Origin of the sequence: Shewanella electrodiphila (assembly GCF_023283985.1) — a bacterium.
Taxonomy (GTDB): domain Bacteria; phylum Pseudomonadota; class Gammaproteobacteria; order Enterobacterales; family Shewanellaceae; genus Shewanella; species Shewanella electrodiphila.
Genome location: NZ_JAKIKU010000001.1, coordinates 739951 through 754092 on the forward strand (window position 1 = coordinate 739951; position 14142 = coordinate 754092).

The 14142-nt window shown below is 40.5% G+C and carries 12 protein-coding genes and 1 pseudogene; 11 read left to right on the forward strand and 2 right to left on the reverse strand.

Annotation, left to right across the window (positions count from 1 at the left end; genetic code table 11):
* The first annotated feature begins 14 nt into the window (after positions 1-14).
* The 10 genes and pseudogenes from zipA to L2737_RS03215 all read left to right on the forward strand — a co-directional run bounded on the left by zipA (position 15) and on the right by L2737_RS03215 (position 10975).
* The gene (gene zipA / locus L2737_RS03170; protein ID WP_248954752.1) at positions 15-1202 is read left to right on the forward strand and encodes a cell division protein ZipA; all 1188 of its coding nucleotides are present in this window, start codon (positions 15-17) and stop codon (positions 1200-1202) included.
* Between the two features lie 72 nt (positions 1203-1274).
* Positions 1275-3281: an NAD-dependent DNA ligase LigA gene (ligA, locus tag L2737_RS03175; RefSeq protein WP_248954753.1), complete on the forward strand. Its 2007-nt coding sequence runs from the start codon at positions 1275-1277 to the stop codon at positions 3279-3281.
* A gap of 221 nt (positions 3282-3502) precedes the next feature.
* Positions 3503-3964: pseudogene (locus L2737_RS03180) on the forward strand (DUF2919 domain-containing protein); the annotation flags it as partial.
* A 332-nt stretch (positions 3965-4296) separates the two neighbouring features.
* On the forward strand, positions 4297-5490 hold the full coding sequence (locus tag L2737_RS03185; RefSeq protein ID WP_248954754.1) for an HD-GYP domain-containing protein: 1194 nt from the start codon (positions 4297-4299) through the stop codon (positions 5488-5490).
* A gap of 87 nt (positions 5491-5577) precedes the next feature.
* Positions 5578-6414: an SDR family oxidoreductase gene (locus tag L2737_RS03190; protein WP_248954755.1), complete on the forward strand. Its 837-nt coding sequence runs from the start codon at positions 5578-5580 to the stop codon at positions 6412-6414.
* A 105-nt stretch (positions 6415-6519) separates the two neighbouring features.
* Positions 6520-6753 carry an RNA-binding S4 domain-containing protein gene (locus L2737_RS03195; protein ID WP_248954756.1) on the forward strand — a complete coding sequence of 78 codons (234 nt, stop codon included), beginning with the start codon at positions 6520-6522 and terminating at the stop codon, positions 6751-6753.
* Between the two features lie 10 nt (positions 6754-6763).
* A complete protein-coding gene (locus L2737_RS03200; protein ID WP_102526333.1) occupies positions 6764-7153 on the forward strand; it encodes a ribonuclease E inhibitor RraB in 390 nt (129 codons plus the stop codon).
* A gap of 226 nt (positions 7154-7379) precedes the next feature.
* Positions 7380-9365 carry an NERD domain-containing protein kinase family protein gene (locus L2737_RS03205; RefSeq protein WP_248954757.1) on the forward strand — a complete coding sequence of 662 codons (1986 nt, stop codon included), beginning with the start codon at positions 7380-7382 and terminating at the stop codon, positions 9363-9365.
* A gap of 123 nt (positions 9366-9488) precedes the next feature.
* A complete protein-coding gene (locus L2737_RS03210) occupies positions 9489-9953 on the forward strand; it encodes a GNAT family N-acetyltransferase (RefSeq protein WP_248954758.1) in 465 nt (154 codons plus the stop codon).
* Between the two features lie 107 nt (positions 9954-10060).
* Positions 10061-10975 (forward strand): M14 family metallopeptidase, encoded by a 915-nt coding sequence (locus L2737_RS03215; protein WP_248954759.1) that lies wholly within the window; start codon positions 10061-10063, stop codon positions 10973-10975.
* A gap of 132 nt (positions 10976-11107) precedes the next feature.
* Here the strand turns inward: L2737_RS03215 and L2737_RS03220 are convergent, their stop codons facing one another.
* Together L2737_RS03220 and L2737_RS03225 are read right to left on the reverse strand one after the other, a co-directional pair.
* On the reverse strand, positions 11108-11464 hold the full coding sequence (locus tag L2737_RS03220; protein ID WP_248954760.1) for a tautomerase family protein: 357 nt from the start codon (positions 11462-11464) through the stop codon (positions 11108-11110).
* A gap of 121 nt (positions 11465-11585) precedes the next feature.
* Positions 11586-12026 (reverse strand): hypothetical protein, encoded by a 441-nt coding sequence (locus L2737_RS03225; protein ID WP_248954761.1) that lies wholly within the window; start codon positions 12024-12026, stop codon positions 11586-11588.
* A 719-nt stretch (positions 12027-12745) separates the two neighbouring features.
* Between L2737_RS03225 and L2737_RS03230 the strand changes: the two genes are divergently transcribed.
* On the forward strand, positions 12746-14125 hold the full coding sequence (locus L2737_RS03230) for an SLC13 family permease (protein ID WP_248954762.1): 1380 nt from the start codon (positions 12746-12748) through the stop codon (positions 14123-14125).
* Positions 14126-14142 lie beyond the last annotated feature (17 nt).

Here is a 14142-nt window from a genome sequence, read left to right on the forward strand (position 1 = left end):
TTACAGGGTCACCAATGGAAGATTTTCAACTGGTTTTGTTTGTACTAGGTGCAATAGCAATTATCGCAGTACTAGTTCATGGTTTTTGGTCAATTCGTAAACAACAACCTAAAACACTAAAAGACAACCCAATGACTGGGTTTTATAAAGATCAATCACAGCAACGTGACTCACAAGGTTTTGATGCCGATGGTATTGGTGAAGTAAGACGTGTTAAAAGTGACGATGACGATGATACTTTCACTGCAAACGACACTGCAAATATCACTCCGCCACTAATGCAAACAGGGACTTCGCATAACGATGTTGAAGTCAATGAAGCGGGCTCTAAAAAGGGCATTGGGTTACAAAATCAATCGGCTGTAAATGCTCAAGCACCAAGTTATAATCCTGGCCGCAAAGAACCGGTATTAAAAACCGCCGCTGTAGAGCCACAAATTTCTGCTGAAACAATCAATGTAACTGCAGCCCAAGAGGTTGAAACGCATGTTCCAACTCAACAGGCGTTATTTGCTGAAGACAGCTTTGAACCTGCACAGCAAGTTGTTGGTGCCTCAACCAGTACAAAAGTGACGACAACAGAGAATACCGTTAAACTTGATCTCACCGCTGAAAATTACCAAACCCATGATAACGCCTATGTTGAAGATACCTATGTTGAAGATACCTATGTAGATGAAACTTCGGCTGATTTTGGCGCCGAACCTCAAGCAGAACAAGTTATTGCACAGCCAGCACCAGTAGAGCCTGCTATTTCGCAACCTGTGGCCGAAACAGAAGAGCCATTAGGCGACCCACAAGATGTATTAGTGCTACACGTTATCGCACGTGATGGCGAGCAACTTCACGGTGCAGAGCTATTACCTTGCTTATTATCATTGAACTTTAAGTTCGGCGATATGGACATATTCCATCGTCATCTAGATAACGCTGGCAATGGTAAAGTACTATTTTCTATGGCGAACATGCTAAAGCCGGGCGTATTTGATCCTGATAATATGGAGCAGTTTGTTACTCAAGGTGTGGTGTTATTTATGACGCTTCCTTGTCATGGTGATCCATTAATGAACTTCTCCATTATGCTTAATTCAGCACAGCAACTGGCTGATGATTTAGGCGCAGAAGTGATGGACGATAAACGTTTAGCCTGGACTGAAACCAACAAACAACAATATTTAGCTAGAATTAGGGCTGTATCTTAACCCCTAATTAGATTTAACCTTTTTAAATGAGGCCGCACTTGCGGCCTTATTTGTCTTTAGATGAGTGATTTTATGCAAGACATTAAAAACGAACTACAGCAAATCAGCAGTGAACTTCATGGTCATAACATTCGTTATTATGTTGATGATGCGCCAAGCATTCCAGATGCAGAATACGATAGGTTAATGCAGCGCTTAATCGCCATTGAAACCGCTCACCCTGAATTAATCAGTAGTGATTCTCCGACACAACGTGTTGGCGGCGCACCACTGGCTAAGTTTGATCAAATCACTCATTTAAAACCGATGCTGAGTTTAGATAACGCCTTTGAAGAGGCAGATTTTGAAGCATTTAATAAGCGTATTACCGACAAAGTGGATACGGTAAGTTATTGCTGTGAGCCAAAGCTTGATGGCTTAGCCGTCAGTATTTTATACCGTAATGGCATATTAGAGCGTGCAGCGACCCGTGGCGATGGTGCAGTGGGTGAAGATATTACTGACAATGTCCGTACGATTAATTCTGTGCCACTTAAACTCCGTGGTGATAACTTTCCTGAATTACTAGAAGTGCGCGGTGAAGTGATTATGCCCAAAGCCGCATTTGATGCATTAAACGAGCGTCAATTAAGTAAAGGGGATAAGGCATTTGTTAATCCGCGTAATGCTGCTGCAGGTAGCTTGCGTCAATTAGACAGCAAAATCACCGCGACCCGAGCATTAGGCTTTTATGCATACGCACTGGGTGTCGTTGAAGGTGAAGTTGCTTCTTTAGCTGATAGCCATTTTGGCCAACTGAACCAGTTAAAAGACTGGGGGTTACCTTTAAGCCAAGAAGTTAAAGTGTGCAGCACACTGCCTGAAGTCTTTGCCTACTACGCTGATATTATGACCAGAAGAAGCGCACTGTCTTATGAAATTGATGGTGTGGTGATTAAGGTCAATGACATTGCCAAGCAAACGACTTTGGGCTTTGTTGCTCGTGCTCCGCGCTGGGCAATTGCTTATAAATTCCCCGCGCAAGAAGAAATGACCTTACTTGAAGAGGTCGATTTTCAGGTGGGCCGTACAGGTGCGGTCACGCCTGTAGCTCGCCTTAAGCCTGTATTCGTTGGCGGCGTCACTGTATCGAATGCCACATTACATAATGCCGATGAGATCGCTCGTTTAGGCGTAAAAGTGGGTGATACTGTGATTATTCGGCGCGCGGGAGATGTGATTCCGCAAATTGTTGCAATCGTGCCTGAAAAGCGGCCTGAAGATGCTAAAGATATTACATTTCCAACCCAGTGCCCAGTTTGTCAGAGTTTAGTTGAACGTCTTGAAGGCGAGGCTGTTGCTCGATGTAGTGGCGGACTTTTTTGTGAAGCGCAACGAAAAGAAGCCATCAAACATTTTGCCTCACGTAAAGCGCTTAATATTGATGGTATGGGTGATAAAGTGGTTGAGCAGCTGATTGATAAAGAACTGGTGCAAAGCCCAGCAGAGCTGTTCACCATTACCGCATCAATGGTCACTATGCTTGAGCGAATGGCAATGAAATCAGCCACTAAATTAATTGCCGCAATAGATGATGCTAAAACAACGACCTTGTCGCGCTTTATTTATGCATTAGGTATTCGTGAAGTAGGTGAAGCAACAGCGGCTAATCTTGCAAGTCATTATAAAACCTTAGATGCAGTAAAAGCTGCGAATGTAGATGAGTTGATGGAAGTGGACGATGTAGGTGCTATCGTGGCAAAACATATTAGTCACTTTTTTGCTCAGCCACATAACCTTGAAGTAATAGATAAGCTCATTGAAGCAGGGGTCAATTGGCCTGCAATAGAAGCTGTCGATGAAGCTGAGTTAAGCCTTAAAGGTCAAACATGGGTATTAACGGGTACGTTAACTCAGTTAAATCGAAATGATGCTAAAGCGCAATTACAGGCAATGGGCGCCAAAGTGGCTGGGAGTGTCTCAAAAAATACTGATTGTTTAGTTGCTGGTGAAGCGGCAGGTTCTAAACTTGCTAAAGCACAGGATTTAGGCATTAAAGTCATGGATGAAGATCAACTACTGGCATTACTAAACGGTTAACTAATTATTGATGTGAGCTCAACTCGCGATGGTGGGTTGTGCTCTGCAAAAGTCTCAAATGTCATTAAATTAAATTCAGTAAGCTTATACTTTTGGTTTACACTGGTTTTGCGGTGTAGATTTAACCCATTGCTTGTTTTATGAGGATTTGCCCTCATGTTTACTAGATAAGTAAAAGATTTGAAAATCTTAATCGTTAATAAGCTAACAATAGGTATTCAGTGAATTTCAGTAATATCACTTGGCTAGATGACAAAGGCCACATTAAACCGCCCATTTTTTTGTATTTGATACTGATATTTCTTGCTCGTGGTTGGTGTGTCTTTGCTGCCTCGTTAACGCAGTTCAACGACCGAACAGGATTAGTCAGATTATTTTACCCTGACAAAATCGATTTCTTAATGGCGTTAGGGGCAGGTGTCGGTGCCGTTATTATATATGCATTGGTTATCGCAGAAAGAAAACGAGCCCCTCAGTTTGCTAGGCCATTATTTAATAAGATTAAATATGGACTTTGGCTATTATTAGCCGTCGATGCCATAATATTAAATCAACGGCTTATGCATGATGACTTTTTGTTTCGAGTGAGCTTTGCATTAGATGCGTTATTTATCTTTTGGTCTTGTATTTATTTACTTAAATCAAAACGATTGAACTATTATTTTAATGATTGGCAACAAGAGACAAACTATCAGCAAGCAGAAAGCTTAAAAGAGCAAACACAAGAGCCAACACAAGAGCCAACTTCTGCGCTTGATACGGATAATGATAAACAGCTGTTAGAACAAGCGGTCGATGATCATCATATTAAACATTATAATCGACCAAGAAACAGCAGTGAGTTAACGCAACCATTAGCACAATCATCGTCACAGCAATCGTCACAGCCATTAACAGCAAATATTGAAAGTACTGATGAGAAGACTGATAGCAAATAAGCTTAAAGAGTAGGGCGCTAACCCTACTCAGTGCAATTACCCAATGGATTAAATGGATATTTCGAAGGTAAGCAATAGTGTCAAAAACGGAATCAATTAACATACCTTTGTCACAACTAGTGGTTGGCTTAACAGTCAAACTGCCCCTTTCGTGGTTCAATAACCCCTTCTTTAGAAACAAAGTCCCAGTGACCTCTCAAGCCGAAATCGAATTGATAAACAGTTTAGATATTACATATGTCACCGTGATTGATGGCATGCATTTACTGGCTAATGATGAAGAGATAAAAGACGTTGTTGTAGAAGATGCTGTTCCAGAATTTGATATCCAAGGTGCAATAAAGAAATCCGTTCATTCAGGTCAGAAAAGGTTTAACCAAGCAGCAAGTGATCTCAGGCCAGCTTTCAGTAAGGTCGTCAGCGATCCGCAATTGTCTTATCGTGAATCGGCGAGTGTTGTTGAGCAATTGATGACCCACCTTTTGGAAAGCAAGCAACCTGAAATTGTTTTTGTTACCAGTGTGGATAAAGAGCCCAGCCTAACTCAGCACAGTGTGTCAGTGGCTGTGCTATCTATGATGATGGCTAATAGTCTTGGTCTTAGTCACAGTGAACTTCGTGATTTAGCCTTGGGTTGCGTGTTCCACGATATTGGCAAACTTAAAATCCCAGACGCAATTAGACGTAAACGCAAGGATTTAACCACTGTCGAATTAAACTATATGAAAACCCACCCTAATCTTGGTTATGAAATGCTAGACAGAAGTGGGCTATTTCCAGCGCCAATGTTAGACATTGTATTGCATCACCACGAGTGTCTTGATGGCAGCGGTTATCCGAATAAGCTGAATGAAGTCATGATTCCTAAACTGACTCAAATAGCGGCACTGGCAAATGACTATGCAGGCTTGTTGCTTAAAACAGGCTCGCCGCAAGTTGCCCTTGGTACTCTCTTTAAAACACGTGTGGGTAAGCATGGAAAAGACCTTATTCAAGTGTTGGTAAAAGTGTTGGGCATTTACCCTCCGGGTTCGATTGTGAAATTATCAGACGGTTCTATTGCTAAAGTCATGATGACGTCAAGAGATTCAAAACAACCTCATGTTTATAGCTGTAATGATCGCGGCAGCCAAGCCGTGTTTCGTTGTTTAACTGATGAAGATGTCAGTGTTGTAGAAACGGTTAAAGCCGACTCTTTGTCAGAGAAAGTTGTTAGCACCTTGCAAGTGCAAAGTCCTGTGTGTTTTTATCCAAGTCATATCATTGAGTGAGCGATTTAATGGTTTATTGAATCGCTAAATAAATTTACTTTAAATTCATCGCCTCGCTCATCTCACCATTTTAAACACGGAAAAATCATGAATAAAGTTGCAATTGTCGGTTGTGGTTGGTTTGGTCTGCCTTTAGCTAAAGCGTTAGTGAGTGCTGGAATACCCGTTGCTGGTACTAAAAGAAGCCCAGAGGGTTGCGATGAACTTTCCCTGAATGGCATTACGCCTTTTGAACTGGATTTGAGCCTGGTTAACCAACAAACTCTCGCTCAAGATTGTATTCGCTTAACCCCTTTATTGGACGCAGAAGTGCTGATTGTGAATATTCCACCAGGTCTTAGGCGGGGTGAGAACCAATATCTAAATCATATTGATCGCCTACATCAACTCATTGATGGCCGAAATTATAAGCGGGTAATATTTATCAGTACGACGGGGGTGTACCCTTCTAGTGATCAACATATGCATGAAAGCGATGCTCAAGCTTATGACGATAAAAGTGCAGTTTTGCTCAAGGCTGAGTCTTATTTTACTGCGATGAATAATAGCTGCATTATTCGCTTTTCAGGTTTAATAGGCCCTAAAAGGCATCCTGGTAAGTTTTTTGCTGGAAGGCAAGATATTGCAGGTGGGAATGTAGCGGTAAACCTTGTTCATCTTGATGATTGTATTCAGGCTATTAAAGCCATTCTATCTGCGACTGAGCAAGGTAAACCAGTTGCGAGCATATATAATTTAGCAGCACCTCATCACCCAACAAGAGCGGAGTTTTATCGGGCTGCAGCGATTCATTTAAGTTTGAGCGCTCCTGAATTCAATCAACAAACATTACCGAGTAAAACAATAATCGGCGATTTAATTTGCAAGCAGCTTGGTTTCAACTATATTCATCCGGATCCTGTCAGTATGCTCGACGCCTGCTAATAGGAATTGAGTTAGCCTTTACATGAGTCGGTGGGTTTTAAGATTGGTATTAATTCATGTTCAGGTATAATAGCCGACATATTTATGAGCAAAGGCCAATATCCAATGAGCAGCGAAGTTGCAGAATTCCCACTATTAAGTGGTGATGAGTTTGTAGAGTTATATAAAGTATTAAAAGTACAAGGTTTAGTAGATGGCGGCGGCGCAGCTAAGCACGTTATCTCTGAAGGTTTCGTTAAAGTAAATAACGAAATAGATACTCGCAAGCGTAAGAAATGTGTTGTGGGCGATGTCATTGAATTCAATGGCGAGTTCATTAAAATTGTTGCTAGTGCATAAGGACAGAATAATGCAATTCCCTGATGATGATAATGGTAAAATGTTAGCCGCAATGGCTGAATCTGGCATCGATTTATCGGTAGCCTTGGATGTTGACTTCTTTCTTATTTTTGATGACCAACGCGATGCAGAGTCTGCACTTGAAGCGTTAGCTCAAAAAGATGTTAACGGTGAGCTTGAGCTTAACTTCAGTGAAGAAATCGAAAAGTGGGAGCTGATTGTTTGTTTAAACATGGTGCCTACTTATGATGATTTAGTCGCAAAAGAAATAGAGCTAAACACGTTTGCACAAGAGTTTGATGGCATGACTGACGGGTGGGGCGTAATGCAACATCAAGAAGGTGATGATGAATTTGCTGACGATGATCATGAAAGTGGTCATTGTTCACACACTCATTAATATCGTCAAACTAACAGATGGTAATATCATTTTCTGCAGAAAATACTGCAAGAAATATGAAGATTATTCAGTTAGATAATTGATTCATCATTTAACCAATTAATGACTGTTAAGTTAATGAAAACAAAAACCACCTTTTAGGTGGTTTTTTTGTGTCTTTCTATTATAGGATGTAGCCATATGCAGAAGATAGATAACAATAATTATTAATGGAGTCGCATTCTCAATGGCAAGACATATTAGTTTTGGTACCCCAGTCAACGACGCCGAACGTTGGGCATTTTCTCTTTTATCCGACGAACTCCCAGAAGATTATTTACTCCTAACCAATGTAGAGATCCCTACTCATACCGGTCAAGCTATGGAAGTCGATGCGCTCGTTGTCGGTGAATTTGGCGTCTATGTTGTCGATGTGAAAGGCTATATTGGTCGCTTAAATGCCGGACTTCATGCGTGGTCTTTAGATGGTCGCCATGTGGACAATAGCTTATCGAAAGCCAATTATGTTGCACGGGTTTTAGCCGGAAAATTAAAGAACAAAATTCCTGTTGGTGTATATGCGCCTTGGTGTCAGGGGATGGTATTTGTCACTGGCCGAAAAGGCGAAGAAATCCTTGTAGAGAAAGACACTGGTAAACTGAGTATTTACACCCCTGCAAAAATTATCGCAGCGCTAACCAAAGAATGGGGCTTAACAGCGCCTCATATTCATCCTGTTACTGAAACCCAAAAAGAAATGGTGTTAGATACCATAGGCCAGGTGGCATTAGTTGAGCAGCGAAATAATAAAATTCAGGACTTTATTAAACTCAAATGTTTATTCTTACAGCAAGGCTTAGAGGTCTGGCAGTCAGAATATAATCCAGGTGGTTGGACTGCACCCTGGTTATTGAAGATATTAGTAACAAGCCAGTTTGAAGATGCTATTGAAGCGAACTCCCATGAGCAGAAATTGCGTGATGAATTTAAGCGCATTCAGTCGTTGTCAGGCTGTAGCTGTGTGCCATTTTGTGCGCCATTAATTCAAGACGGTGAGCAAGTGGTGCTACCGATTAGAATGCCGCGAGGCGTACCACTTAATATTTTCGATATTGAGCAACAAACCACTTATCAATTATTAGAAATCTTACGACGCAGTGTCACGGGACTTCAGCAAATCCATCGCCGTGGATACACCATTGGTGGTTGGGCTGAAAACTGTATTTTTATCTCAGAAGATGCAGATGTAGAATTTATTGATATTAAAGACTCTCTTAATACCAGTGAAGATATTAAAGCTTATGCCAAAGCATTTCTGGAACTGGCCGAGAAAACGCTCCAACCACGTATTTATCAATGGTATCGCGCAGCTGCCAAAGGCAGCACAATCGATTTAGATGCAATTCGTTGCGATTTATCTGCCCTAATTGATTTAGGTGTGTGTGATACTTTGCCGCAAAAAATCGACGTTGAACAAGGCGCAGTGGTTGACCATCATTACCGCTTAGACAAATTCATTTCAGCAACATCACGAAGCCAACTCTGGCGTGCTATGCACCTTCAAGGTAATTATCCATGTTGTGTGAGCGTTTACCAAGATGTTGATAATCAATGGCACACTTTAAGTAATATGTACCGCAGTTTAGCTAAAATCTATCACCCGCATGTTGAGCGTGTTTTAGCTTTCGGACAATTACCGCAATCAGATGATTTATTTATTGCAAGGGATTGGGTACAAGGTGTCGGTCTTGATGAAGTACCATCGATTGAAGTTGGCCAACCACGTTTGTGGTTCGTGCAACTACTTACGGCATTACAGTACCTTCACAGTCTTGATATCCACCACGGAGCAATTTGTCCTAAAAATATAATCTGCCGTGATGAAAAAGCCACTTTGGTTAATTTTGGTATTGGTTCTGATATTGCTGCAAGCCATTATGCTGCTCAATACGCGGATCCTAATTTATGGTCGGTGGAAGGTGATGCAGAAAAAGATTTGTATGGTTTAGTGGCAAGTTTTATTGATGCAATGGCGCCTGACTCGATTAAGCAAGGCTCTGGGGCTGATGCGATATTAAGGGCGCTGGAACAATATGATAAGCAATGGCTTGGTGAAGCGTTTTATGAGGCTTGCCATAAGATTTTGAGATTTGAGCTCAGAATTGTGGCTAACATGAGTTATGCCAAGCAGTTAGGGTTAGATGAATTAGAACTAGAGAACTCAGGTTTATAACACTTAAATTTATAAAATGCCTTATTCAGTGCGGCTGATAAACAATGATGTGGTTAGAGTCTTAAGGATAAATACTAACCACAATCAAGAGGCAATAACGTAAAACAATCAACGAGGGAAACGATGATTATTAACCGTATAACTTTGACCGACTTTAATGATATTTTGCCTTTATTTAGCCAATATATGGCGTTTTACAGTGTTAATTCGCCAGAAAGTGAGTATGTAGGTTATTTATCAGATCGTTTAAAAAATCAGGAAGCATTCATCTTTGCAGCTTATAACGATAAAAACCAAGTTGTTGGCTTTGTACTTAATTATCAGACGTTTTCTTCAGTAGAGTTAGGAAAGGTATTAGTGCTAAATGATTTGTTTGTTGATGTTGATTCAAGAAATCAAGGCGTTGCGAACAAACTGATTGAATGTTCAATTGAACTTGCCAGAGGTATAGGTGCTGTGCGGGTGGATTTAGGGACTGCTAAAGTTAACTTTCCTGCTCAGTCAGTGTATGAAAAAATAGGATTTGTTAAAGACACGCGCTTTTTTTCTTACAGCTTATCAGTGAAGGATCATTCTCCCGTTGCCTAAGTTCTTGTAACAGGGGCTTGTTAAGTGATAAAACCTTTGTTTAATGAGCTAGGGTAAACTAGCAAAACGGTTAATTACATCAAAATAAAAACAATACTAGGATGGATATGCAAACTAACGAGCCTTATAGCATTGGTGTCACTGGCCAAAAATGGTCTGATGAACATAAGCAGCATTGGTTGTCACAGCAACAGGTTAAACGCAGTTATCAGCAAGAGGTCGTCAACAAGATTGATGCTTTGCGTGAACAATTTAGCGTTTCTCAATATGGCGCACTGTCATATGATGCTAACAAGTATCCTTTACTCTTGATCCGAAGTGCATGGGACGAGAGTAAACCAGTGGTTTTAATCACAGGTGGTGTGCATGGTTACGAGACCAGCGGCGTTCAAGGCGCTATTCGCTTTGTAGAAACCAAAGCAAAGCAGTATGCAGAGCAATTTAATATTATCGTAGCACCTTGTGTCAGTCCTTGGGGATACGAAACCATTAACCGCTGGAACCCAAATGCAGTCGATCCTAATCGCTCGTTCTATACTAATAGTCCTGCAGAAGAGTCCGCAGCCTTGCTCAAAGTGATGGCAGAGCTCAATGTCGATGTGCTTGCTCATATTGACTTGCATGAAACTACTGACACTGATAATTCAGAATTTAGACCAGCTTTAGCTGCCAGAGATGGCATCGTGAATAATAACTGGAATATTCCTGATGGTTTTTATTTAGTAGGCGATACTGAAAACCCTCAAGCAGAGTTTCAACGAGCCATTATTAAAGGCGTAGAGGAAGTTACTCATATCGCCCCCGCTGACGATGACGGCAAATTAATCGGCGTTGAATTAGCTCAATTTGGAGTAATAAACTATCCATGTGGTGAACTAGGTCTATGTGCAGGCTTAACTCAAGCCCAGTACAAAACCACGACAGAAGTATATCCTGATAGTCCTTTATCTGATGCTGAAAACTGTATTTTGGCGCAAGTCGCAGCGATTTGTAGTGGCTTGGAATATTTGATTCAAGCTTAGCCTAAATAAAACGTAAACCTTGTTGCCATAAGCGCTAGGTGCTGACTTCTGATTAAATAAACCTGCTATTTGGCAGGTTTATTATTAAATCGATATCCACCCTTAACAATACTCTTTCTATCATTAGCACCGTTAATCTGATAATCCGAGTAATTCATCACCTTCGACAATATGAGTATTGGTCGTGTAGTAAGCCAAGCTATATTCAATATTTAAAGAGAAATAAACGCTTTGCTTAAGATGAGCCTTAATGGCTTGTTCAATGTCGACACTGAGCTGATGCGTAAAGGCACTATCTCGGTGAGGTTTGGTTAATAGAGACACGGTTATCAGCATGTGGGAGTATTTATACTGTGAGCAGGGATAAGCCCTAGATTTACATACGCCAGCACTCGCATCATGGCCGTTAATTATTTTCTCTACGACATCAAATATCTTATCGGTATCAATATCGACATTATCTGAATATTTGATTTCTACATGAGGCATGTAATTGAGCTCCGGAAGAGGTAAACGCCTCAATATGGAGACGTTATTTATGGGGCACATGTTACATGAGTTTAGCGACTTTATATCGCAATTTTCATATCAGAGTTTATTTCTGTGTTTATTAAAACTTATAGCCAAAATTTAATGTAATAGAGGTTGATGTGTCAGTGTCGCCTTTATCTGCATATAAGCCACCTTCATCTTCTCGTGTAACACCAATACCGGTACCAATGACAAAGCCTTTTTGTGCAAAGCCATCAAAATGGTAATCATAGGTGATGAAGGCAAAGCCATCTTCACTTTGTAATTCCTCTCTACCTACAACAATTCCGTAAGCATGCTTTGAGTTTTCACTAAAAGTGGTTTGCAAGCCAGCAGCAAAGCCGACTAAGCCTACAGAAGCATAATATTTGGTTGATGCGGTTTTATAGGCAAATTGTCCCCCTAAAACACCACCAAATTGATGACCTAAGCCAACGGCGGGCTCAAATTCGCCTGCAGAACTTAATCCTGGGGAGCACATTAAGGTAACAAACGATAGAGCAAGTAAAGATGTTTTCATGAAAATCCTTTTTCGGGTTTTAACTAGATTAGAACTTCTTGCAAGTAGCTGTTCACTGTAAAAGCACTTCATTGATTAAGCACTTCATTGATTAAGCACTTCATTAATTTAGTACTGCATTGACGTAGTACTTTATTGAATGTGCACTCTAGTGAACAACTCATTAAAGTTTCAATAACCTAACATAATTATATTTTAATTCAATAGGTTAAGAGAGAATGAAAGGTAAGTATGAGCAATTATGTTGTCCAATGTTTAACTCAGGAAACGGTGTTAGGAATTTATTCAATATTTTCAATGAATTAATAGGTAATTTCTGTGTAGGTATATTGCTGTTGTGGACTTTCGCCACAGAACTAAAACTCTAATTGAACTGAGATATGCTAATTTTCTAAGCTTGTTTGGGTTCACGTAAATGTTGTTAACTTTGCTCTACACCCAACTTTCTAGCGGCTATTTAGATCTACATCACAAATTTGGATGCTAATAAACATTCACAATAATCACATTATATGAATAGATTTGTTGTTTTGACACTTAATAACCACATATTTAGTCATATGGTTGTACGGTTGAGTCACAAATGAGTTGTTGCTTGTTGCTTGTATCACACAAATGGTTCTTTGGGGTGTAATAAAGCAACCATAAAACAGAACTTTATCTTAGTCATCGGTGTGCTTTACATTGTTCTCCATAAAAAACAAAAGGAGGGCGCTTTAATGGAAAACATACCGAATAAGTCATCAACAACAGCGAAGAACAAAAAAGATTTTATTATCTTGTTTAGCAACATTGCATTATTCGCTTTGCTTTATCAATTTTTACCGTTTGAACCAGGGGTCAATACAGGCTTGTCGTTGCTAATTTTTGCGGCAGTTCTATGGCTAACCGAAGCCATTCATATCAGTATTACTGCGATTTTAATTCCTATTATCGCGGTTTTTTTAGGGGTGTTTGATACTCAAACGGCAATGAGTAACTTTGCTAACCCGATCATTTATTTATTCTTTGGTGGTTTTGTTTTAGCAGCAGCGCTAAATCATCAGGGTATAGATAAATTGATTGCTCAGAAGGTATTACAACTTTCTAAAGGTAAGCTCAGTATCGCGTGTTTTTTACTTTTTGCAGTAACTGCCGTCTTATCAATGTGGATCAGTAATACTGCTACTGCAGCAATGATGTTGCCGCTTGCCTTAGGGATATTGCATCAACTTGAATTTAAAGATCATAAAACCACTTACTTGTTTGTGCTTCTGGGTATCGCTTATTCGGCTAATATCGGTGGAATAGGAACATTAGTCGGTAGTCCACCTAATGCCATAGCCGCTGCGCAAGTCGGACTGACTTTCAGTGACTGGTTAGCGTTTGGTTTGCCAACTGTGGCGTTAATGTTACCAGCCATGTTGATTGCATTGTACTTGTATTTAAAGCCAGGCTTATCTGCGAAATGTGAAATAAAGGCTGAAACAGAATCACTGTCTATGAGTGGCAAACTGACCTTAGTCATCTTTTTAGCCACAGTATGTTGCTGGATATTCAGTAAACCTCTAGCTCAGGCATTAGGCGGGATCAGTAAGTTTGATACTATTGTCGCACTTGGCGCAGTGGTGGTGCTTGCAGGCCTTAAATTAGTTGATTGGAAGAAGATTGAGTCAACTACAGACTGGGGCGTACTCATCTTATTTGGTGGTGGCTTAACACTAAGTGCAGTACTAAAAGCGACTGGCACCAGTGTATTTTTAGCTCACTTTGTTACCGACATTTTTGGTAACGCACATATGGCTTTATTTGTGATTGCCGTGATTGCTTTTGTCGTAATGCTGACTGAGTTTGCAAGTAATACCGCGAGTGCCGCATTACTCGTACCCGTTTTTGCCGCAATTGCTGAACCTTTAGGTCTATCACCTGTGATGATTTCTGTGGTGATTGGTATCGCGGCATCGTGTGCGTTTATGCTGCCGGTTGCCACACCGCCAAATGCCATTGTCTTCGGCTCTGGCTATATCAAACAATCTGAAATGATGCGAGCAGGCTTGATTATTAACTTTATTAGTATGTTGATACTGTTTTTAATAACCAACTTCTTTTGGGGTTTTTAAACGAGTAAGTCACAAGA